This window comes from Acaryochloris marina MBIC11017 (genome assembly GCF_000018105.1).
GTDB classification, from domain to species: domain Bacteria; phylum Cyanobacteriota; class Cyanobacteriia; order Thermosynechococcales; family Thermosynechococcaceae; genus Acaryochloris; species Acaryochloris marina.
In genome coordinates, this window is sequence record NC_009925.1 from 3700090 (window position 1) to 3723396 (window position 23307).

19 protein-coding genes and 1 pseudogene are annotated in these 23307 nt (G+C 47.1%); 8 read left to right on the forward strand and 12 right to left on the reverse strand.

From position 1 onward, the window contains the following. Nucleotides 1-558 precede the first annotated feature (558 nt). From AM1_RS16520 to AM1_RS16530, 3 genes are all read right to left on the reverse strand, one after another. Nucleotides 559-2199, reverse strand: a complete 1641-nt coding sequence (locus tag AM1_RS16520) for a serine/threonine-protein kinase (RefSeq protein WP_012164025.1) — start codon at nucleotides 2197-2199, stop codon at nucleotides 559-561. A 140-nt stretch (nucleotides 2200-2339) separates the two neighbouring features. Beyond that, nucleotides 2340-3254: a branched-chain amino acid transaminase gene (locus AM1_RS16525; RefSeq protein WP_012164026.1), complete on the reverse strand. Its 915-nt coding sequence runs from the start codon at nucleotides 3252-3254 to the stop codon at nucleotides 2340-2342. A 158-nt stretch (nucleotides 3255-3412) separates the two neighbouring features. Next, nucleotides 3413-4669: a glycosyltransferase family protein gene (locus AM1_RS16530; RefSeq protein ID WP_012164028.1), complete on the reverse strand. Its 1257-nt coding sequence runs from the start codon at nucleotides 4667-4669 to the stop codon at nucleotides 3413-3415. A 286-nt stretch (nucleotides 4670-4955) separates the two neighbouring features. Here AM1_RS16530 and AM1_RS16535 point away from each other — a divergent pair, with 286 nt between their 5' ends. The 3 genes from AM1_RS16535 to AM1_RS16545 all read left to right on the forward strand — a co-directional run bounded on the left by AM1_RS16535 (nucleotide 4956) and on the right by AM1_RS16545 (nucleotide 8451). Continuing rightward, nucleotides 4956-6761 carry a sugar phosphorylase gene (locus AM1_RS16535; protein ID WP_012164029.1) on the forward strand — a complete coding sequence of 602 codons (1806 nt, stop codon included), beginning with the start codon at nucleotides 4956-4958 and terminating at the stop codon, nucleotides 6759-6761. Continuing rightward, a complete protein-coding gene (locus AM1_RS16540; RefSeq protein WP_012164030.1) occupies nucleotides 6754-7581 on the forward strand; it encodes an HAD-IIB family hydrolase in 828 nt (275 codons plus the stop codon). Before AM1_RS16535 ends, AM1_RS16540 begins: the two co-directional genes overlap by 8 nt. Before the next feature lie 144 nt (nucleotides 7582-7725). Beyond that, nucleotides 7726-8451, forward strand: coding sequence for a TVP38/TMEM64 family protein (locus tag AM1_RS16545; RefSeq protein ID WP_238548995.1), 726 nt, complete (start codon nucleotides 7726-7728; stop codon nucleotides 8449-8451). A gap of 18 nt (nucleotides 8452-8469) precedes the next feature. Here the strand turns inward: AM1_RS16545 and lspA are convergent, their stop codons facing one another. Then, complete coding sequence (gene lspA / locus AM1_RS16550; protein ID WP_012164032.1) at nucleotides 8470-8967, reverse strand: signal peptidase II; 498 nt, start codon at nucleotides 8965-8967, stop codon at nucleotides 8470-8472. 3 nt (nucleotides 8968-8970) lie between these two features. Further along, nucleotides 8971-9618 carry a biotin transporter BioY gene (locus tag AM1_RS16555; RefSeq protein WP_202947626.1) on the reverse strand — a complete coding sequence of 216 codons (648 nt, stop codon included), beginning with the start codon at nucleotides 9616-9618 and terminating at the stop codon, nucleotides 8971-8973. A 582-nt stretch (nucleotides 9619-10200) separates the two neighbouring features. On the opposite strand from AM1_RS16555, the gene AM1_RS16560 reads away from it, so the two are divergent. From AM1_RS16560 to AM1_RS43240, 3 genes and pseudogenes are all read left to right on the forward strand, one after another. After that, entirely contained in the window at nucleotides 10201-11259 is a 1059-nt protein-coding gene (locus AM1_RS16560) for a chlorophyll a/b binding light-harvesting protein (protein ID WP_012164034.1), read from the forward strand. Nucleotides 11260-11532: 273 nt separating this feature from the next. Beyond that, the gene (locus AM1_RS16565; protein WP_012161933.1) at nucleotides 11533-12594 is read left to right on the forward strand and encodes a high light inducible protein; all 1062 of its coding nucleotides are present in this window, start codon (nucleotides 11533-11535) and stop codon (nucleotides 12592-12594) included. A gap of 187 nt (nucleotides 12595-12781) precedes the next feature. Continuing rightward, a pseudogene (locus tag AM1_RS43240) lies at nucleotides 12782-13504 on the forward strand (2-phosphosulfolactate phosphatase family protein); the annotation flags it as partial. Between the two features lie 822 nt (nucleotides 13505-14326). Here AM1_RS43240 and dusA read toward each other — a convergent pair. The 6 genes from dusA to holA form a co-directional block, all read right to left on the reverse strand. Continuing rightward, complete coding sequence (gene dusA, locus AM1_RS16575) at nucleotides 14327-15334, reverse strand: tRNA dihydrouridine(20/20a) synthase DusA (RefSeq protein ID WP_012164037.1); 1008 nt, start codon at nucleotides 15332-15334, stop codon at nucleotides 14327-14329. Nucleotides 15335-15344: 10 nt separating this feature from the next. Beyond that, entirely contained in the window at nucleotides 15345-16910 is a 1566-nt protein-coding gene (locus AM1_RS16580; protein WP_012164038.1) for a DUF4335 domain-containing protein, read from the reverse strand. 59 nt (nucleotides 16911-16969) lie between these two features. Continuing rightward, the gene (locus AM1_RS16585) at nucleotides 16970-17575 is read right to left on the reverse strand and encodes a DUF3038 domain-containing protein (RefSeq protein ID WP_012164039.1); all 606 of its coding nucleotides are present in this window, start codon (nucleotides 17573-17575) and stop codon (nucleotides 16970-16972) included. 24 nt (nucleotides 17576-17599) lie between these two features. Further along, complete coding sequence (locus AM1_RS16590) at nucleotides 17600-18541, reverse strand: glycine betaine ABC transporter substrate-binding protein (protein WP_012164040.1); 942 nt, start codon at nucleotides 18539-18541, stop codon at nucleotides 17600-17602. A gap of 102 nt (nucleotides 18542-18643) precedes the next feature. Further along, complete coding sequence (locus tag AM1_RS16595) at nucleotides 18644-19093, reverse strand: DUF4168 domain-containing protein (protein WP_063710528.1); 450 nt, start codon at nucleotides 19091-19093, stop codon at nucleotides 18644-18646. Nucleotides 19094-19263: 170 nt separating this feature from the next. After that, entirely contained in the window at nucleotides 19264-20283 is a 1020-nt protein-coding gene (gene holA / locus AM1_RS16600; RefSeq protein ID WP_012164042.1) for a DNA polymerase III subunit delta, read from the reverse strand. A gap of 191 nt (nucleotides 20284-20474) precedes the next feature. Here holA and AM1_RS16605 point away from each other — a divergent pair, with 191 nt between their 5' ends. Both AM1_RS16605 and AM1_RS16610 read left to right on the forward strand, forming a co-directional pair. After that, the gene (locus AM1_RS16605) at nucleotides 20475-21095 is read left to right on the forward strand and encodes a cobalt-precorrin-8X methylmutase (RefSeq protein ID WP_012164043.1); all 621 of its coding nucleotides are present in this window, start codon (nucleotides 20475-20477) and stop codon (nucleotides 21093-21095) included. Further along, complete coding sequence (locus AM1_RS16610) at nucleotides 21095-22351, forward strand: bifunctional cobalt-precorrin-7 (C(5))-methyltransferase/cobalt-precorrin-6B (C(15))-methyltransferase (RefSeq protein WP_012164044.1); 1257 nt, start codon at nucleotides 21095-21097, stop codon at nucleotides 22349-22351. The genes AM1_RS16605 and AM1_RS16610 overlap by 1 nt, the downstream gene beginning before the upstream one ends. 130 nt (nucleotides 22352-22481) lie before the next feature. Here the strand turns inward: AM1_RS16610 and AM1_RS16615 are convergent, their stop codons facing one another. Continuing rightward, on the reverse strand, nucleotides 22482-22865 hold the full coding sequence (locus tag AM1_RS16615) for an AbrB family transcriptional regulator (RefSeq protein ID WP_010469678.1): 384 nt from the start codon (nucleotides 22863-22865) through the stop codon (nucleotides 22482-22484). Nucleotides 22866-23307: the final 442 nt, after the last annotated feature.

The following is a 23307-nucleotide window of genomic DNA, read 5'->3' on the forward strand; positions in this document are numbered from 1 at the left end:
ACTAAGACTAATGAAGAGTGGGTAAAGGCCAAGAAGAAATATGGCATTTGATGGGGAGAATTGCTTTGCAATCAGAAAGTACGGTGGAATAGAGAAGATAGATCCTACAAAGCTCGACCACACCCATTTCGCAGGTATCGCAAACTTTTGACGTAGCACTAGCCATTGTGAGACTCCAACCCATAACTCCAGGAATACTACGGCAAAGCTAATATAGCTTCCATAATTTGTTGCAGATTGTACATCCGCAAGAATAATTGGTATGCCCACACCTAGGCCATATGCCAGGCAATTGCACAGAATCCATCGCACCCAGAATGTGCGATCTATGCTGAAGGTGGTTTGCATAAAAGTTGATGAAATTTTTTGGGGTTGAATATGGATCAGGACTGAGGATAATTGGAGCGAGAAATGCTATCAATACCGTTGAATGTCTCGCATGAGTTTTATCCCTTCCAACCTTATGGTTCCCAAAAGCTTTTCTGGACTGGCTTCTGTCTAAAAGTACTCCACTTGGTATGTGTTAATAGTGGATGGATGTCGATCGGTTGATAGATGCTAATTAGATGCAGAGGGTGGGACTTGAAAAAGGACGCTAGGACTTTGGGTTGATGCTAACTTGCTGATGACTTCTAAAGCCGTGAAGGCAAAGGTATAGCCTTCAGGACAAGTCCAATCTTGGTAAGTTTTGGGTTGTCGTGTTGGTAAATCAGCTTTTGGGGGTCTCTTCTGACTGGGTTTTAAGCTCTCGCAATAGTTCGTGACCACGATGTTCGGTGCCGCTTTCCCGCTTCGATTTAGATTAGGGAGTTGAAATAAACTCAAGTCATCCTGAGGATTGCTGTTGGGCTGTGTTTCTGCAGAAGTAGGTTTGCTAGAGGAAGCGGGAGAAGGCCCACCCCAAGCCAGAATGATAAAACTCCGAAGCTTTTCTGTCGTTGGTATACCAGACACTTGAAGGCCATGTTGGCCTAGTTTTGTAATTTGGAGTGTGTATTGATCTAGGGAAGGCTGGCGAGATAAGTCAGTTAAAAATTGTCCATGGGCCTGATAGTATTGGCCGCTGGCATTGGCGATAAAAATTAGGTTTTCCATCGCTTTTAATTCGGTGCTTGTAGCAGGTGTAGGTATGGGTATTGTTGGTGATGGAGATTTGGGGACTGGTGCTTGTGGGGGATTCTGTGGGGCAGGTTTTGGTGTATTTATGACGACAGAACCAGAGGGCGAAGATGAGGTTTGAGGGAATAACTGATATAGAAAGCCCCCTAATACTAGGCTGCCTAGAAGGCCAGCACCCAAGAGTAGCCGATTGTGGCTAGGCTGTTTGAGTTTTCCAGGGGTGTAGAGGTCTACGATCGCATCTTCTACACGTCCATATCTTTGACTTAGGGCTGGGGCAATCATCTGATTCAAGACGGTCACCAACGATGGCTCAATCGTCTGGTCATAGAGCGATTCCCAAATCCAGACGCCATCACCATCCATCAGATCAAAAGGAGATAGCCCTGTGAGGAGATGGATGCACGTCACCCCTAAGCTATACAGGTCGCTGGCAAACTTAGCTTTCCCCCGAGCCTGTTCGGGGGCGATATATTCAGCGCTACCGATGCTGGTGCCCGTTTTAGCGATGGCGGTGCCCGTTAGCCGTTTGGCTGCCCCAAAATCGACGAGGACGAGCTGCTGGTCAGTGGTTCGTCGAATGATATTGGCGGGTTTGATATCACGATGGAGCAACTGATGCTGATGGATAAAGCTCAAGACTGGCAAGAGTTCAGCCAGTAGCTGTTGAACGTGTAGCGGGCTGAATCGATCGACTTCTGCTCTTTCCTGAGCCAAGTTGTGGCCTGCGATATATTCCTGAACTAAATAAAGGGCATCATCCTGCTCAAAAGACGTGAACAGTTGAGGAATTTGGGGATGCTGTCCCAGTTCTTGTAACAGTTGGGCTTCCTGGTGAAAGAGCGCAACAATCTTGTCTGGATCTGGGAATTGGGCGGGCCAAACCTGTTTGATGACGCAGGCGGGATGATTGGCTTCACCTTCATCAACAGCGAGGAAGGTACGGCCAAATCCGCCTTGACCGAGGAGTTTCGTGGGGCGGTAGCGATCGCACAAGCGTAACGATGTTTGGCACTGCTCACAAACCGTTGCAGACTCAGAATTGCTGTGATTACAAGCTGGATTTAAACAAGCGATCATTTTAATGAACATCCTTTCTCATCATGCCCATGGCCCGCTGATCAACGCCAAGGGATTATGCACCTAAAAATTAATAGGTATCTCAATAATTAATAGGTATTAAAGCCAGGATGGACTATTTCAATCGAATTTATGACGTCTTAGTTGAGCGGAATAGGAAATACCCATTGCTGATATTGGGAGTCGCGATTTTCGGTAATGGCTGTTAATTTATCTCTGAGCTTTTCAGTAATGGGTCGTTCGCTGGGCGTGGTGTAGTTCTCGATCCGTTTGACTGGTGTGATTTTAGCTGCTGTTCCGCTTAAAAACACTTCATCAGCAATCAGTAATTCGGACTTGTCTACCGGACGCTCGACCACGGGAATGCCTAAGTCACGCGCTAATTGCAAGACACTATCGCGAGTGATGCCTTCCAAAATATCTTGCTCAAAGCCCGGGGTAATAATTTTGCCATGGCGGACAATAAAAATATTCATGCCCGATGCTTCACTCACCTTGCCTTGAGCATTCATCAAAATCGCTTCATCAAAGCCAGATTCTACAGCTTCTGTCTTAGCCAAAGATGAAGTGATATAGGCCCCGCTGATTTTGCCTCGCAACGGTAGGCTGTGGTCTGCTTGTCGGCACCAGGAACTGATACGACAGCTCACACCATCGGGGGAGAGATAGTCTCCCAGTTCGATGCCGTAAACGAAGAAGTTCTTTTCGATGTTGTGGAGTCGTGGGGCAATTCCTAGGTCGGAGGTATAGACAAATGGTCGGATATAGAAGGAGGTTTGAGGGCGGTTTTTTTGAACAAAGTCTTTAATAATTTGCTCAATTTTGTCAGCCGGTAAATCGAAGTGAAGTAAGCGGGCACTCTGACTGAGGCGCTGACAGTGACGATCTAAACGAAAGAGCAGAATTTGATTGGGATTTTGTGGATCGGGGATGCCTCGCATGCCGCCAAAAGCCCCTGTCCCATAGTGAAGGGCATGGGTGGCAATGGAGATATTCGCTTCTTTGAAAGGGACAAACTGATGTTCAAAGTAGGCAGTTGGCAAAAAATTATGCATAACCCAGATCAATGCTCAAACAATTTAGGTGGGACAGCATCCATTCTTCCCTCTACCATTGGGAAATGGAACTGCCACCATCCTAATTGAGACTAACATCGATAGGCTGACACTCCTAAAGAAGCTTACAGCAATTCACTTCTAGCAGCTTCTAAGATTTACCCATTGGATTGAACGGCATGGGGAGCAGTGATAGGTAGAGAGAGGGCTTTGACCTCAGCGGCATCGAGTATGGCAGCTTCACGGAGTTGTTCTCGCAAGTCTGGCATCACTGCTAAAGCCCTAGTCCAGGCCGGAATCTGTGAGTTTCTGGGATCCGTGACGTAAGCTTCGCCACCGTCCAAGATAATTTTTTCGAAGGTTTCAATGGTGACTTCTTCTTTGTGGCGATCAAAGTGCAAGCTGTTGAAACTGGCATCAATAAAATATTGATGGGCATAGTCTTGGGCCGAGCGGCGGAATTTGACTTGTAGAGCGTGAATATGATCTTTGGTCAGTACCACCTGCTCTGTTTCGGTCAGGGTGCGCAGAACGGATCCCAAAATGTCGCGGCACATTTTTTGTAGGCCTGACTGATCAGAAGCGCCAAGTTGTTGATGCTTATGCTCAAACACGCCTAAATCAACTTGGGAAATGCGGCGGTGCGCTAGATTTCGGTAAACCTCAGACAAAAGGCCAATTTCTAGGCCCCAGTTGCCAGGGATGCGAGTTTGTAAGGCCAGATCATGGGTTAACGCAAACTCTCCCGATAAGGGATAGCGAAACGCATGCAGGTATCGTAGATAATCTCGATCACCTAGTAACGCTGTCAGGGATGTGAGCAGCGGGGCGACAAAGAGACGGGTGACGCGGCCATATAGGCTGCGGGGATAGTGACCTAAGCGGGCGTAGTAGGCTTTGTTAAAGGCAATCCCAAACTCCTTCTCTAACAGCGGATAGAGCAGCTTTAGTGGGTAGGACCGATCGTAGGTGGTAATGTCGGCATCGTGAAGTGCGATCGCATGGGCTTCCAAAGAGGCAACCCCTAAGCCCAACCATACTGCACGACCTTTACCCTTATATTTCAGTAAATCTAAGCCTTTTTCTTTCAGGTTTTCTAAAGTTTGGCTGATTGTCGGGCCATTTTCCCAAATGACATAGGTCTTTTGCGGGAGGACGCTAAAAAATCGAACCGCCTGGGCATATTGCTGCAGACTATCAGCGTAGAGACAAATGACAACCGTTTGGACAAAGGCACAGTCCTTAAGATGATCGCAAATTTGCCCTAAAGCCGGTCGTTCCAATTCCGAGTAGAGAGCCGGAATTAATACAGCGGCGGGGCTTGACTGGGTCAGTTCTGTAAGTCGGTTTTCTAAGAACGCCAAATCACAATCAAAATCGTGAATGGTCGTGATTAAGTCTTGCTTATAGTCCATGCAATGGCCTAAATACTTGAGCGGTAGTACTTAAATAAATACATTGTTAAATTTTCGGTGGTATGTCAATGTTACCTTTGCTACAAAATTTTTAATATCTATTCTTGCAAAATAGCGTACATCGCTGACACCAGGTGTATTGAAAGATACTCGCTCCTTCTCACTTAGCTCAACCCAGGGCTAGAGTTAAAAATTGATTAATACGATACAATTAGCGGTTCTCATTTGGATCAGGCTAGCTCCATAGTTCCCAGCCGTCACAAAAATTGCCTATTTTGGGATGCCCATGATTGATCGAGCCCAACAGCATCAAGCCTTCACCATCAAAGTGAAAGCCCTGCTGGAAAGAATTTATGGTCCAGATTCCCTAGAACCATTACTCGAACAGCTTTTCGAACTGTTACAACCCCATTTCGCGGATTCCATCTCTGAGAACTTGTATAAGTGGAGTCAAGACAACATTCTGTTGATTACCTATGGAGATACCATTTGCTCGCAGAATGGTAACCCTCCTTTGGGCACATTACATCACTTCCTTAAGACCTATCTGCAGGATGTGGTGACTGGGGTGCATATCTTACCGTTTTGTCCCTTCAGTTCTGATGATGGTTTTTCGGTTATCGACTATAAGGCTGTTAATCATGAACTAGGCACTTGGGAAGATATTCAGCAGATTGCTCAGTCCTTTGAACTCATGGCTGACTTGGTGCTTAACCATGTTTCTAGCCAAAGCCAATGGTTTCAGAATTATTTGCAGGGTATTGAACCGGGGCGCGACTATTTTGTCGAAGTCGATCCGGAGATAGATGTCTCTAGCGTCGTCCGACCTCGGAGTTCTCCTTTACTAGTCGAAGTAGAGACTCTAGCAGGTCCCAAGTATGTTTGGGCGACATTTAGTGCCGATCAAATTGACTTAGATTTTTCGAATCCTCAGGTTCTCCTCGAATTTACTAAAATTCTGCTGTTTTATGTGCAAATGGGTGCCAAGTATATTCGTTTGGATGCCATTGGTTACTTATGGAAGCGGTTAGGGACCTCCTGTATTCATTTACCTGAAACCCATGCCATGGTGCGATTGTTTCGGGAAATTCTGGAAATGGTGGATCCATCGGTGGCGCTGATCACTGAAACCAATGTGCCCAACCGTGAAAACCTCAGCTACTTTGGCAATCGCAACGAAGCCCATTTAATCTACAATTTCAGCTTGCCGCCCCTGATATTGAACGCGTTGCTTCAGGGTAAGGCTGAGCATTTAAAGACCTGGATGATGAGTATGCCCCCAGCTCCTCTGGGATGTGCCTACTTCAACTTTACGGCCTCCCATGATGGTATTGGTTTACGACCGACGGAAGGCCTTTTAACTGAAACTGAATATCAAACGCTCCTCCAATGTATGGAAGACTTTGGTGGCACCCTCAGTATGCGCACCAATGCTGAAGGCATTGATTCACCCTATGAAATTAATATTTCCTTCTTCGATGCTCTGCAAGGCACGGCCAAAGGCAAGGATCAATGGCAGATAGAACGCTTTATCTGCTCCCAAACGATCATGATGTCTTTGGAAGGAATCCCAGCCTTTTATATTCATAGTTTGTTGGCTACCCATAATGATTGGGAGAATGTCCATCGTACAGGGCGCAAGCGGTCCATTAATCGCCATCAATGGTCTCTCCCTGCTTTAGAACAGCAGTTAGAGGATGAACAATCTCCCCATGCAATTGTCCTGAAAGAGTTGACTCGGCTCATCAAAATTCGCCGCCAACAAGATGCCTTTCATCCCAACGCTACCCAATACACCCTGCATTTGCCCAATAAAGCGTTATTTGCTTTTTGGCGACAAAGTATGGCCCGAGATCAGAGCATTTTTTCAATTCATAATCTCAGCGATCGTAAACAGAAACTGAAGCTCTCGGACCTGAACCTAGTCACCATTGATCCCTGGTATGACCTGATTAGCGGGGCTTGTATTCGAGGCATTTATGACACTTTGCTCTTGAACCCCTATCAATCCCTATGGATTACGAATAAGTTTGAAGGTCTAGAAGCCGATGGGCAAACCTGTCACTTAGAAGTCGAAGGAGACGATGACTAACTCGGCGTCTTATTTGGTTTTTACAGACTTAGATGGCACGCTTCTCAATCATGATGATTACCGATATGATGATGCGTTGCCGATGCTGGCCTGGTTAAAAGATCATCAGATTCCAGTCATTGCCGTGACTAGTAAAACACGGGTCGAAGTGGAGGAGCTGCTGCAAGCCCTCTCGTTTGAGGAGCCCTTTGTGGTGGAGAATGGTAGCGGTGTCTTTATTCCCCACAATGATCAGCGCTTTGATCTCTCCCACACAGATATTGCCCAGCAGGAACAGCATCAGCGCTTGTCTTTGGGATGTACCTATGATCAGGCTAGAACCGGCCTCAAAACCCTGTCCCAGTGCCTGAGTCAGCCGCTCCAAGGTTTTGGGGATATGACGGTGGATGAGTTAATTGCTTTAACCGGCCTCAGCACAGATGATGCGCTTAAAGCCCAAACCCGCGAGTTTACGGAGCCCTTTGTTAATCCAGGACTAGACGCTAAAGCATTAGAACAGCATGTGGCTGAGATCGGGTTCCAGGTTTTGGTGGGCGATCGCTTCTGCCATTTGATTGGAGTAGGGGCGGGCAAGGGTAAAGCGGTCGATCTTTTGGTGCAGTGCTATCAAGCGCCTCAGGGACCCGTTAAGACCGTAGGACTGGGAAATAGTCCTAATGATTTAGCCATGCTAGAAGTCGTCGATATTCCGATTGTGATTCCAGGCGCAAAAGGCCCCCATCCAGGATTAGCGGGTCGAGGGTGGCAGATCGCACCCGCTACAGGTGCCAAGGGGTGGGCGATGGCAATGCAACAGGTGCGTGATCAGTTTTGGGGGTAGGGATTGCGGGCGTCTTTGAGAGACAGCCTTACCAATTCTGAGAGCTGTTCATGGAGTTCTTATCGTTTCCTCAGATACGGGTTGGGATAGCCTCAGTCACGTTAGCGAAGCTAATGACTGTTAGTTCATTCCCTGAAAATCATCATGAACGGATGCTCCTTGGCCCTGAAATCGAGTCTGAATCAGAAACACTATGGACCCGCCTCTCCCTGGTTCTGGATTGTAGCCGTAGTCGGGAGCCTTGGTGTTTTAGCGATGACCGATTACCTGCCTTCTCTGAGCTTGCAAGTATTCACTGTCGAGGGTTTTCAGAACCTTGTAAACCAGATAGGTCCTTGGGGACCCATCGCTTACATTGGATTGTTGATTATTTCGGTGGTGGCCAGTCAGATTCCGGGTGCACCGCTTGCGATCTCAGCTGGCGTATTGTGGGGACCCTTAACGGCAGGTGTGTATACCATCATCGGCGGATTTTTAGGAGCAGTCCTCGCTTATGGCTTAGGCAAGTACCTGGGACAATCCTTCTTGCAAACCCTAACAGGTAAGAGGATTACTATTTCCCCCGATTTAGCCACAAATCTGATGGGCTGGTTTATTTTTGTCAGCCGTTTACTCCCGGTGCTCTCCTTCGATTTAGTGAGCTATGGAGCCGGAATGGCTGGTTTGTCATTCCCCATTTATGCTGCGGCGACATTGGTGGGCATGATTCCATCCACGCTTCTCCTAACCTATATGGGCGGTATCGTTGATCCATCTCAGATGCTTGGACTTACTGGCTTACTGTTGGTAAGCATCATTGGTCTCCCGATTGTCGTCGTTCGTCTGACGGGTGACCGCCTCACCACGCTAGTCAAAATTGAGTCCGCATAAGGATATAACGTTTAGGCCTTATGGCGTCGGTGTTTTGCGTGAGCCCTTACGACTACTTTGCCAAGTTGCAAATATCAGGCATGCTAGGCCCACATTGATTGAGATATCTGCAATGTTGAACACTGGAAATTGGATAAGGCGGAAATCTAAAAAGTCAATCACTTCACCCAAAAAGATCCGATCAATCCCATTCCCTGCTGCCCCACCTAACAAAAACCCATAGCCTGCTTGTTCCCACTGGGGGAATCGAGGTCCAAATAAGCCCAGCCCAATGAGTCCCAGACAAACCAAAAACGATAACCAAGGTAAAAGCGGACTATCTTTGAACAAGCTAAAGGCTGCTCCATCATTGGTCACGTAAGTGAAATGAAACACGTTCTGAATTAGAGGCCAAGTGTCAGGTTGTGCAGGTGGTCTTCGTAGTTCGAAGTTCTGAGTGACCCAAAACTTAGTGAGCTGATCGGCCCCCACACTCAGCAGGGCAGATCCCCAAAACAGCAATTTTTTCCAGCGCATAGGTCAATAGAACAAGATTCGTCGAAGCAAAAATGCAATGAGAGCAGAGGCACACATGACAATCAACTGTCCAGGAAAGGGCAAAATCGAGAACTGCCAGATCGAGGCCCCCCAGCTTAGAGAAGATAACTGTAATAGGGATAATCCCGTCAGATAAACAATGCCAAATAAGTGAATCGTTAGCAGTCCACACAGGCAACTCAGTAATAAAATCTCGATGCGACTCTTTTTGCTGCGGAAGGCTAAATATCCACAAACCCATGCACCAGGTAAAAAGCCGAGTAGATAGCCAAAAGTAGGCTCTTGTACGTAGCCTAGCCCACCCCCTTGGGAAAATACTTGGACGCCACTTAGCCCCAAGACCAAATAGGCAATTTGGGAGAGTGCTCCTGCATTTTTACCTCCCAAGCACCCTACGAGTAAAACAGCTCCTATTTGTAAAGTTGCACCTAAGGAGTAGAGATCGATCTGATTCCAATCAATCGGCCATGTTGACGGGACAGGAACCGCAACCTCAATGAAAACCCCATTGATGGTTAACAAGAGTCCGATAATTGCCCATAGGAGTTCATCAAAAGTGGTCAGCACGGGGTTGGAACGCAATAGAGAGTGTTTGGACTCGTAGTTCAAAGAAGCAATGCGGTCATCCATTAGGAATAGATTAGGAGAGGATTGGACAATCTAGTGCAACTTTTTGTCGCTCAGCAGTGATGCGTAAGAACGAAAACTACGCTGTTATTTGTATTCTGAACCGACAGGAATTCAAAATAAGTGAGTCTCGTTAGCTCAATCTTCAAAAGCTGTGAAAATCACAATAGAGCTATTCTATATTGATTTATCAACCCTAAAATCCTGAAAATTCTTGGCTGAGATTGCTTTCCTCATAATAATGCTAGCGAGTAAGACCTGGCTCTGTTGCGTCGCTGTCCAATCTATATCTACCGACTGTATTCATCTATAAGGTAGGTGCAACAGTGTCAAGTATTGGATGCTGTCAAACACATCTAGCACCTCTAGACTTAAACGATGGTTTGCCATATAGAACTTTTATTGGATGAAAGACTTGCCAGTGTTAGGATGTAAGAAAACAATACTTCATAAGTAAGCCACTAAGTATATCTGCTCTGCAGTCAAATTAACATTACTTAGCGGGCGAGGTCTGATAGTATTTTGTATTAAGTTTGATAATAAAGTTACGGTGGCACCGATAACAGAGGAGGAGATAGCTTAACAATGCAAACTTATGGAAATCAAAACGTTGAATACGGATGGTGGTCGGGAAACTCCCGGTTCACTGATTTTAGCGCGCAATTTTTAGCCGCTCATATCGGCCAAATTGCTTCAATGACATTTTTTGCTGGATCGATCACTTTATTTGAACTCTCTCGATATAACCCTGATATTCCCTTATATGCTCAAGGATTTGTCTGTTTACCGCAGCTGTCAAGAGTTGGTTTTGGGGTTGGAGCAGGTGGAGCGGTTGTGGATACTTACCCCTTCTTCGCTGTTGGCATGATTCATTTATTCGCAGCAGCTGTATTTGGTTCGGGTGCAATTTTTCATATTTTAACGGGTCCTAAAGTTTTAGCAGACAGTGACTCTGCTGCCTCCCAAAGATTCCACTTTGAGTGGGACGATTTTGAAACACAAGGTCGGATTTTGGGCCATCATTTATTATTCTTAGGCTCTGGTGCACTTCTATTTGTCGTCTGGGCTGCTACCCACGGAATTTATGATCCAAACGTTGGTGAAGTCCGAGCAGTATCTCCTGGCTTTGATATTGTTCGAATCTTTAAATATGGCTGGGCTACACCTGGTTTTAACCCCTTCTTTGTCGATAATCTAGAAGATGTGATGGGAGGGCACCTCTTTATTGCTCTGATCGATATTGCTGGCGGTATCTATCATATTCTTGTTAAGCCTTGGCCTTACACAGAAAGAATTTTCACAAAGTCTGGTGAAGCTCTTTTGGGTTATGCACTAGGTGGCCTAGGACTCATGGGTCTCGTAGCAGCCTATTTCTGCTCTGTTAACGACGTTGTTTTCCCTGTTGAGTTTTTTGGTCCGGTGCTTCAGCCTAACTTAGGTTTCTTACCTAACTTTGCAGATACCTTAGATGTTTCTGCCAGTGGTCATACTAGCCGTTTCTGGATTGCTAATTTCCACTATTTCTGGGGATTCTATTGCATCCAAGGTCACCTGTTCCATGCCTTGCGTGCCTCAGGTTTTGACTTCCGTGTGCTTACCAAGTTCTTTACAACTGAAACCGTTGAGCTTGGCGCTGACATTTAAGTCAGACTATATTTTCGCAAAAGTTTGAAAGCGCTTCTGCTGCAGTCGCGCTTTTAGACTTTTGTAAAACGAAAATATGAAGGCAGTGAAACTTAAACTCAACTAAGTTCTATCTGCCTGGGTTATTTGAATTCGAAAGAGTTAATAAATCTCGCTCAACCTAGTCATGACTCTGCATGATTTTATGTTGATTGCTTCAAAATAAACGGTTTTATCGTTACACCAGCAGTTTTTGAATTTTTCAGTTAACCGATACAAAAGAGGAAAACAGTTGTGACCGCATCTGTACGAGGAAGAAGAGGCGGCAAGGTAGCCGTCCAAACTGATTTACCGACATCCGTATTAAGCAACTTTGAGAACGAATGGTGGGCCGGCAACGTTCGGATGACCGACCTATCCGGTATGCTTCTGGGTGCTCACCTATGCCATGCCGCCTTAATGAGCGTCGTTCCAGGCGCGTTTATTGTTCAAGAAGTAGCCCGTTATCAGCCGGGAGTCTCCCTGCCAGATCAAGGGATGATCTTCATGCCCCACCTAGCCGCTCTTGGTGTTGGTGTAGGTGCTGGAGGTGAGATCGTCGACACCTACCCCTTCTTCGTAATTGGGGTTCTTCACTTTTTCATCGCAGCCGTATGTTGTGCAGCCGGTTTATTCCACACTTTCCGTGGTGAAACTGACCTGAACGATGCTCCTGATGACAGTTATGCAGCCGCCTTCCGGTATGAGTGGGATGACTTTGAGAGCCTATCCACCATTGTGGGTCACCACCTCGTCTTCATCAGCGTGGCCTGTTTGATCTTTGCCGTCAACGCCACCTATGGCACCGGCATGTATGACATCAACACAGACACCGTGCATCAAATCAGCCCTAACTTGAATCCAATTACCTTGATTGGTTACCTCTTTGGATTCACCCCTGACGGCTGGAGTGGTGCAGGTATGGCAGCCGTTAACAACATGGAAGACGTGATTGGCGGTCACTTCCTCATTGGTGTGATTGACCTATTAGGCGCAGCATTCCATATTCTCTATCGCAAGCCTACCCCATTGTTTACCAAGCATCCCGTCTTTTCACCTGCCAACGGTGGCTGGTCCAACGTCGGTATGCTCAATAGCGAACTCATCCTATCTTGGAGTGTTGCTTCCGTAGGCTTCATGGGAATCAGCTCCTCCCTATTCATTCGCTACTGTGACGTCGCCTATCCTCCTGTATTCCATGGCGTAGATCGGACAGGTGCTGCAACCTTGCAGCTCATCCTGGGTCTAGTCTGGATGTTAGGCGGTGGTCTTTGGCATGGTCTTCGTGGAGAGAGACTCTACGCAGCCAATAAATAAAGCCCCCTGACGCACTGGTCAAAGTACCAACAGACCATAAGGTCAGTCATCAAGGGCAAGCAGGATATCCTGCTTGCCCTTTTGCATGAAGAGGCTTTATAGAAAGGAAAAAACCGTGCAGAAGTGGCAACAAAGCCCCATAAAATAGAACTCGATAGAAAATAACGATATAGGTCATCTTTATCCCGTGAAAATATTCGTTTACCATACCCCCGAAGAGATTCCCAATAATCGTCTCCCTGGCTGTGCCGTAGTCATCGACGTATTGCGTGCCAGCAGCACCATCGCAGCGGCCATCAATGCAGGTGCATCAGCCGTCCAAGTTTTTAGTGATATTGAACCATTATTAGAAGCCAGCGAAACAGTAGAGGAAGACAAACGGATTCGGGCAGGTGAACGCGGCGGCCGGAAAGTCAAAGCCTGTGAATTTGGGAACTCCCCCTTAGCCTTTACCCCCGAGAACACCGAAGGCCGTCGATTATTTTTGAGTACAACCAATGGGACCCGCTGTTCCGAGAGCGTTCGGAACGCCTCCAAAGTGATCATGGCCTCCTTGACCAACCGTCAAGCCGTCGTGAACTATCTCGCTACCAAACGTCCTGGGACCGTTTGGCTCGTGGGTTCCGGTTGGGAAGGCAGCTATTCCCTAGAAGATACCGTCTGTGCCGGTGCAATTATTGATGGCATCTTAGCCGTAGGCAAGACCCCCCTCAGCAAACTAGCAGGGAACGACGAAGCCATTGCTGCCGTTTCCTTATTTCGTCAGTGGCAAGACCAGTTACTCGAATTATTGACCAGCGCCAGTCATGGTCAGCGGTTATTAAAGATGCGAGGTAAAGCCGACGTCGCTTATTGCTCCCAGCTAGACGTATTGGATACCTTACCGATTCAAAAAGGATTAGGTATCTTTGTTCAACGCAAGCCAGGCGTCATTGAGAAGACCTGTGAGTTCTTAGGCCGCCTAGTGGGTCGCAAGCCCGTCAACATTCCAGCCGTCGCTAATCCAGACGTAGAAGCGCCTGCACCGGAAGCAAAAGCAGAAGCGAAAAAGCCAACGACATCGAAGAAGGCAGCAGCCAAAGTAGACGAGAAAGCCGAGACGCCAAAAGCAGAGGCTAAACCCAAAGGCAAAGATACGCCAGCTCCCAAAGTCGAGGCGAAGCCGAAAGCCAAAGGACCTGCCGCGAAGTCTCTAACCGCTGGAGCTCCCAAAGGAGCTGCACCCCCTAAGGCGAAGACAGAGGTGAAGCCCAAGGTAGAAGCTAAGCCTCAAGCGAAAGCAGAGAGCAAACCTTCTTCTCAGGCAGCTGAGTTCAAAGTGAAGCCAGAGTCAGGGTCTAAAGGAACGTCCACCCCCACTCCTAAAGCTGCGTCCACAGCGCCATCGACGCCATCGAAGGTAGAGGTGAAGGATGCAGGGGAGAAATCGACTTCTGCTGTGAAGGTGGAGTCGAAGGGAAGTGAAGATCAGTCGAAGAAGCCGGTATCTGCGTCTAAATCCGATGCACCGACAGCGTCTGAGCCCAAGGTAGAGAAGTCGAAGACAGACACTCCTAAAGCGAAATCGTCAGCACCCAAGACGCCCAAGGTTGACTCCAAGGAAGTCGCGGAGAAGGGAGAAGCGATGCTCAATGATGTCAAGGGGTTATGGGCCAAAATGACGAAGCCGAAGCCTGGCTATGAGCGCGTCCCAGGGAAAAAAGAAAAGTAAATTACCAGCTGATATTGTGGTTTACTGGGTCAATCCTGGTATTGCTAAGACTTTGTCTAATGCCTGATGGATAATGTCTGGGCCTGCATCTGGGCGGCACCCTTGCTCAGTTAATAGCCGCTTCCAAGCCCGGCTACCAGGTTGACCTGAAAATAATTGCAGCATATGGCGGGTAATGGAGTGGGGTTTTAATAGCCCTTTTATTTTCCATTCCTCTAAATAGTCCATCATGGCTTGTGCAACTTTGTGTCTAGAAGGGGCAGAACGATCTTCGTGATAAAAGTCGCGATCGACTGTCGCAAATAGGTAAGGATTATCATAGGCAGCCCGACCAATCATGACTGCGTCTACTTTTGGTAATTGATTGTGCACCTGGAATAACTGGATGAATCCACCGTTAATTTCAATCCAGAGATGAGAAAAGTTTTGTTTTAATCGATAAACATCTTCGTAACGTAAAGGCGGGATGTCACGGTTTTCCTTAGGACTTAAGCCTTTTAGCCAAGCTTTGCGGGCATGAACACTAAAGATTTGACAGCCTGACGCAGCAACGGTCTGGACAAAGTGGGCCATATCTTCATAGCGATCGCAATCATCAATACCAATGCGATGCTTGACGGAGACAGGTAGGTGAGTTGCCTGCATCATGGCTTCCACGCAGGCTGCTACCCGATCTGGCTGAGCCATTAAACAAGCCCCAAAATGACCGTTTTGAACTCGACTACTGGGACAGCCCACATTTAAATTAATTTCGTCATATCCCCAGTCTGTGGCAATACGAGCACATTCAGCTAAATCTTGGGGATTATCGCCGCCTACTTGCAAGACCAAGGGTTTTTCAATGGGAGAAAAATCGAGTAAATGGTGGCGGTCGCCATTTAAAATCGCAGCACTCGTTACCATCTCTGTATAGAGCAAAGTCCGTTGGGTGATTTGCCGCATAAAGTAACGGAAATGCCGATCCGTCCGATCCATCATGGGAGCGACACTGACGGGATAATGACGTTTAGAAGGGGATGAGAAAGCCATATTAATCAGTTTAGGGAGCTTTGCCTCCAGCTACATCCTCCAATATTTGCACAGTGCCATCTGGGTTGAGGATGAGCTGAAGTTGGAGTGATTGGGATGGTTTTAGGGGGGCAATAAACGGCTGATTCACTGCAGGCAACGGAACTTTGTCAAAATATTGAATAGCAAGGTTGTTTAAAGGGGTTACCTGTTTAAGAGAGCCATTGGCCTTCAAGGTGAGCTGATAGGGCAAAGGCTGAGTTAAGCCTGGGGGAACTTGCCAACGCTGTTTGAAATATTGGCGAATATTTTGGGCAGGAACGGATGTAGAGGGAATGAATGCAGCTTCGGTATTTCCCGGTGCTTGTCGACCGAATGAATTGAGAGTGCGATCTTCTGGTGTTCGACGGTTGCGACTTAGGTTGTCTGTTTCAAGTAAGTCTGATTCTGCATTGATGGTGTCAGCGGTGCTGGCTGGTGCGGGTTCAGCTGCAGGGGCTGGTGATGTCACTGCAGGGGGGCGTGAAGTTTTAGCGTGAGGTGCAGAGGGGGGCAAGGTCTTGGCCTGAGGCACAGATTTTGAAGTTTGAGCGGGGGCGCTCGCGACTGGCGCTGGTGCTTTCTGCTCGCTTAGGATTTCTTCCTGGGGTGATGGAGACTGTTGAGGTACCTGTTGGTTCTGGACAGAGGTAGGGGGGGGCTTTTGTGCCTTTGGTGTGGCGGGGAGAGCTGGGGACAAAGTCTCTGATCGAGGTGCCCTGGCGATCACGGACGGCGCAGGTTGTGGTCGTTGAGCTGAACTGTCAAGGTTGCTTGGAGCTACACCTGTAGAAGGAGATGTCTCCGGGACAGGAGAGCTAGACGGTTGCGAGGCAACAGGAGGTGGGAGTTGAGGCTTTCTCGTTGTGCTGTCCTTGGGTAGGGCAGCAATCCCTTCCGCTTCATCTGCAGACAGGGTGGGGGCGTTGGTGCTAGGTTTGTCGGATGAAGTCACCCAATCCCGTTTGGATTCGGGCTGCTGTTGGGTCAGTTGTAACGTCGCCGTAGAGACCCCCAACATTAAAATGAGAACGGCAGCACTGCTTGCCCATACCGGTATTGATGGCCGTTGGCTGGGTGTTGAAACGGGGAGGACTTCTAATTCAGCGGTACAGTCATCTAAGGCCGAGACTAAATCAAACAGTTGTGAGGCTTTCAGAGAAATCGTCTGATGTTGAGCGTTGGTTGCGAGCGGCCCTAGAACTAGATCGTGGGTGACCAAACTACGAGGATGCAAATAGAGTTGTGAGGTAATGTTGGGTTGAGGTTCAGTCTGTTGTGCTGATTCTGAAATTGGATGGGCAGGAGATGTGACTAAGGATTGCCCTAATCTATTTTGGACATAATGAGTGACGGTTTCTGAGAGGAGCTTAAGCTGTTCGTGATTGCCTCTCACTTCTAAGGGTTCATGATTTTGGCCAGATAGCCCTCGAAAACTTAGCAAGAAATTGACGGATTTCAGAATCGGCCGTTTGGCCCACCGGGATAAGGGTGAGGTTTGTGCAGTAATTTCTAAACTGCAACTTTGCGGGTGATATTGCCGAGAAATAGAAGGCATCAATGTGTTTAAAGACGGGTGACCAATCTGGGTGTATTGCTAGAAAGCAACTGAAGAGTTTATCGTTCTATATGATTTGCCCGATCAAGCAGGGCCATCCACAATCGCCGTGGCCCCTGGTTGTTGCTATAGAATAACAAATCTATGAGTAACTTTAAGGCTAGATCGGTCAGGGCATCAACGGATAAGGTATCTTCCGTCATCCGGTCTTGGTAAGTGTTGGTGAAGTTATCTAAGTAATCTCCCAACAAAGCGACCTGATGAAACGGTTGCTCAGTTTCTGCCACGGACTCTAATAATTCCACAGCTTCTCGGATGAGGCTTTGATGTTGGTGGGCGAGGTGGCAGCTGATCATCACAAGAGACCGGGCCTCTTCTATATCCAGTTTTTTGCGTCCGCCAGTACCTCGGCGGAGAGGATTGGACTGCCTCAGACGCCATAGGGACACTCGATCGCTGACGACATCTTGCAGGTTGAGATCGGCTGCAGCTTGGAGAACAGCTTCAGAGCCAATACCTACCAGGGCTTCTAGGGCTAGCAGTACTAGATCTAACTGGGCTTTAATATTGTCAAGTTGAGACCGATCGGGCTGAGCCGTTTCTGTGAGAGGGAAGGCGACAAGCTTGCCTTGATCCGATGCTGGATTGTGAAGGGAAATGTCCATGTCTAACACAGAGCCTAAACCAGCTTAGGTCGGAGAGATAAGTCCTGTCTCTTGAAGGAACTGTTGGGCTACGGTTCGAGGTTCTTGGCGGTTGCCGCTAACCTCATAGTTGAGACGACGCATGGTTTCATCCGTTAACTTGGGGGCGAGGGCATTGAGGGTACCTTTGACTTTAGCATAGGCCTCTAAGACGGGCTGCCGGACGACGGGTGCCACTTGGTAAGGCGGAAACAAGCCTTGATCATCTTTTAAAACCACCAAATTTAGGGCATCAATTTCTCCATCGGTACCAAAGCCAACGGCAATGTCTGCCTGATCAGACTGCAAAGCCTGGTAACGGAGGCCTGGATCCGTGGCGATATAGTCTTTGAGTTTGAAAGCGCCGTAGGCAGCTTGAAGGCCGGGTAAGCCATCTTCCCGAGCTGCGAATTCGGGCGGGCCAATCATTCGCAGTTTTGTCGCTTGCTTGGCAAAGTCAGAAATGGTTTTTAGTTGATACTTTTTAGCGGTTGCGGGGGTTACGACTAATGCCTGAGTGTTATTCATGGGGGCTGGATTGAGCCACACTAAGTTGAAGTCTTTCTCGTAGGCTTTCGCAACCGTATCAAACACCTGTTGGGGGTTAGTATTACTGGGTTCTTTTAAGATGGTCAATAAGGCTGTGCCCGTGTATTCCGGATAGAGGTCGATATCGCCCTTGACGAGTCCGGCTTGGGCAATGGGGGCACCCCCAAGGTTGAATTTCCGTTCGACTGCTAAATCTTGGTCTTCCAGGAGTTGGGCATAGAGCTCACCTAAAATAAATTGCTCTGTAAAGTCTTTAGATCCCACTCGAATGACATTATCGGTGGCTTCGTCGCCACTGCCGACCTGGCAGGCCACGATAGTGAAGCAAGTGAGGACTGCGATCGCAACTAAAGATACGAACCGCTCCCAAGGTGTCTGAGATAATTTAACCAATTGCAAGATTACCCTTTACCTTCAACCAACATGTGTTGCTATTATTCCACCTTCCGAGACTGAGGCAAGAGCCAGACTGGGAGAGATTGATCGTCAGGTCAGAGGGAACTAGTTACCTTTGCGGCGGATCAGTTCTTCATCTAATTGATTTTTGAGGGATTTATTCTTGCGAACTTCTTCGGTGATGGCATTGAAGTCGGTTAAAGATAAACCATTGTTACGGATAATTTCTGCAGACTCGTTGAAAAAGCGATCGCAAATATTGTTGACGGGTGCAACTAAATCAGATTTCTTGCAAATGTTTTTGGGCAAAGCTCCGCCCATGATTTGTTGTACTTGTTGGTAGGATTGCAACCTCAAGGGCTCCATTTGGAGAATTGCCTCTGCATAATTTCCTAATAGCTTCTCGTATTTAGGCTGACCCTGGGCGGCTGCACTGGATGACCAGGTTAGAGTCGATAAATGATCTGAAAGACCGGGTGCCAAACCACTCAACCAGCTGCACGATGCTAAAAGCAACACCCACCCCAAACGGGTGTTGATAAGAGGTTTGAACATGTATGTTTGCCGTGTAAATGTTGACATAAACCCTAATAATCCCAACAAACTAGGAGTAGTGTCGGTATAACTATCTTGAATCATTTTTTCTGGGGAAGTTCCAACATTGGTGGAATTACAGATCGATTGAAGCAAACTCAAGGGATTCGATTCCTCTCTCCCTGATAGTCTTAAGACAAGATTGGATTAGCTTGGCAAATGTGACTCATCTCAACCACAGTAGTGATTAAAGTTGAGCGGGGGGCTTCGCCTTGCTTCAGGGCAACTTCCAAATCTAAGAGACAAGATAGGGATTGACGAAGTTGCTGACATGTCACGGTTTGGACGGCTTGTTTGAGAAAATAGATGCGTTTGGGATTACCCACTTCTGCGGCGCGAGCAATGACCCGTTCGTCCTGTTCGCCTGAGACCACCATCAGTTTGACCCATAGCCAAGTCCGAAATTGCCGTATCAGGGTCGCGACAATTTTTAAGCCAGGTTCATTCAAGTTCAGTAACTCAGCGACTAATCCCAAGGCTTGATCGGTTTGCCCTTGGCGAATAGTTTCAGCTAACTGCAAACTGTTTTGAGTCGTGGAGGAGACTAAATGCTGAACGATCTCTAGACCGATCCGTTTGGTGTTGTTTTGGGCATCTGAAGATAAGGAATATAGCTTTAATTTCTCTAGCTCTCCATAGAGACGACGGGTATCGTTACCCACTGCATCGGCAAGTTGTTCTCCAGCCGCTTGGGTTAACGGAACCTCCAAATCATGGGCTGCCCGTTTGACCATTTGCAAAATCTGAGCGGTCTTCCAAGGAGGAATGAGGGCAAACTCAGTCACTTGAGCCTGTTTTTGTAATAATTTTGTCAGCTTGCTACGACCATCCGGTTTGGTAGTTTGAGTTAATAACAAGTGGGATGTGGGGGGTAAATCGGGGAGGGTGCGTTCAAATTCGGGTAGCAGATCGGCTGTGGCTCCTACTAAGGGATTCGTTAACCAGACCAAACGATGCCCTAATCCAAACGGTGGCGTCATCACTTGATTCAGACCTTGAATCACCGATGCGGTGCCATCGGATCCAGAAGCGACATCTATTTTATCCAGGTTGAAGCTTAGCCACTCTGGATCTAAGACCTCTTGATGAAGGGCCTGAACTGCTTTCGATAAGCGATAAGTATCTTCTCCCCAGAAGAGATAAACGGGCATAGCAAGCTGGTGTGACTACTCACATTATGAATAGTGTTAGGGCAACAAAGCGATCTTGTGGTTTGGTTAGGATGCCCTTTTTTGGAGAGTCGACAGCTATCTGAAAGCTGGAGTCTCCCTCACAATTTTTGTAGATGGACGGGTGGAGAATAGCAGTAGAGTAAGGTATTGGTCCTTGATGTCGTTGTGACATGACGCTTATTCTTCATCCGATTTTGCAGCAGAGCTTTGCGACCATCGATCGGGAAATTGGCTCGCATCATTTTTCTGTTCAGCAATATGCTGTCTTGCGCCGTGTCATCCATAGTACGGCTGATTTTGAGTTTCGAGAGCTGTTGCGCTTTAGCCCCGATGTGGTGGCTGTGGCTACCGCAGCCTTAGCCGCAGGTACCCCCATTGTGACCGATGTGAAGATGGTTTCTATGGGGATTCAAACGGTCGTCCAACAAACCTTTCAAAATCCGATTGTCACGGCTGTCGATGCCTGTCAATCTCCTCCCTCGGGGCAAACTCGGACTGAAACAGGCATGCTTCAATGTCTGCAAGTTCACCCCCAGGCTATTTATGTGATTGGTAATGCGCCAACGGCCTTATCCGCCCTCTGTCGACAGATCGCTCATGTACCTAAGCCGCCATCTCTGATTATTGGTGTACCCGTTGGCTTTATTGGTGTCCTTGAAGCCAAATCTGCTTTGGCTCAGTCTGGAATACCCCATATTCGAACGGAGGGGCGCAAAGGGGGATCGCCTGTGGCGGCGGCAATTACGAATGCACTATTGACGCTGGCTTGGCAACAAAGGAATACACACTGATGACGCCCATTCATGTTATTGGGATCGGGCTGACCGGTGGATCAGGGTTGCAGTCCCACCTCCATATGCTGATTGATCAAGCCACTGTCTTAGTCGGCAGCGAACGACATCTCCAATACTTTCCATCGCATCCAGGAAAACGCATTACCCTGACGAATTTTGCTCAAGGTTTAGAGGCGATTCAACAGCATTTAGATCAGTCTCCCAACCCACTCGTGGTCGTGATAACGTCTGGAGATCCGCTATTTTTCGGGTTTGGCCGTCTATTGTTGCAAACTTTTGCGGCTGATCTATTGTGCTTTCATCCCTATCTCAGTTCTGTCCAAATTGCTTTTAACCGCCTCAAGGTGCCTTGGCAAGATGCTGAGGTGATTAGTGTTCATGGTCGTTCCCTATCTTCCTTGGTTACAGCATGGCAAAAGGGAGTGAGAAAAATTGCAGTGTTGACGGATCATAAGAATACGCCTGCTGCGATCGCAAAATTATTCCTCAGTTTAAATCTACCCATCCACTATGAATTTTGGGTGTGTGAAAATCTAGAAGGCTCAGATGAGCGTGTTCAAAAATTTGAACCCAAGACGCTACTCAACCAACAATTCTCAGCTCTAAATGTTGTCGTTTTACTACGTTATGACCTAGAAAAGCGAGAAAAATCTGATCTTGCCTCTTTACCAGTTCTTGGACTTCCTGATCAGGCTTTTTATAGCTTTGCCGATCGTCCTGGGTTAATGACCAAGCGAGAAATTCGTATTCTGGCATTGGCTGAATTACAGCTGCAAGACCATCAAATAATTTGGGATATTGGATCGGGTACTGGCTCAGTTGCGATTGAAACCGCTCGCATAGTCCCTAGTTCCCAAGTTTATGCCGTTGAAAAAACAGCTTTAGGGACCCAGCTCATCCACCAAAATTGTCAGCATTTTCAGGTGAACAATGTTCATATCGTTTTGGGCGAAGCCCCCACCGCATTAAATAATTTGCCTGACCCCCACCGAATATTTATTGGAGGAAGTGGAGGGCATCTTCAGGAGATCTTAAATTATTGCCAAATGCGACTTGACCTATCAGGTGTCATCGTCGTGAGCCTGGCAACCTTAGAAAATTTTTATATTGCTACCCAGTGGTTTGATAAACCCAATTGGGTAGTAGAACATCTGCAAATTCAACTATCACGTTCTGTTCCCGTTGCATCCATGACTCGATTAACTCCATTAAACCCAGTCATGCTGATCAGAGCCAGCAGAAACCCTAACTAGAATTTAGATAGAGCTTCTGTTAAATAATGCATTTATGAGAAATACATTAGACTCTGAAGTCGTTTGATGTTTATGCCGAATTTCAGCTAATAAGGAAACAGGAGCAAACCCTAAGACTTAGAGGCAAGCCTTATACATCTTCATCTTCATCGACTTGAATGAGATGAATATGCTTATATCCCAACTTAATTGAAAACTCATCGCCAGGTTTTAATCCCATGGCTTGGGTATAGGTGGAGCCAATTACAATTTGACCATTCTTATGCACACTAACCCGATACGTCGGTTCCCGTCCACGCCCATCTTTGGAGCCATCAGGATTGAGATCAATCCCTCTTGCTTCAATAACGGCATTGAGAAATTCGCCGAGATTAACGCGGGTTTGCTTATTCTTTGTAATCGAATAATATCCGCATCGTTTAGCCTTTTCACGGCGAGACAAGTGCTGAAGTTCTTTAACTTTTTGCAAGAGTGCTTTGCCAGTCAAAGGCGTTGTTTCGGTATCGGTTGCCATCTACAAAAATATCCTTGCAATCAACGTGTAGAGAAACAGAAGCATTTCTGCTTAGGGGAGATCTTTAAAGCTGGATGATGAATTCCAACAACTAGACCTTATTTAAACTATTGCAATTGTAGCAAAAAGAAAACGAATTGCTTTCTAAATATTATTCTAACGGTTTCTTTTTAATTAGCAACTAATTTTTATCGATGAAAGATCAGTCGAGGATATATCGTCTTCCCTGTAGAGAGGCAAGATTTTGCTGCTCTTATTTAGTAAAAGGTTTTGCTAAACCTAATTTTTAGGTTAGAGAAAGTCGGTATCTCTCTAAGACCTACTAAATTCTCTCGAACTTGTACAAAGGTAGAACAATAATATGGAGACTTCCATAGAGATTATTTACCTGTGATACATTGATCGTAATAATAATATGCCTGCATAGTTGTCCGTATACCTT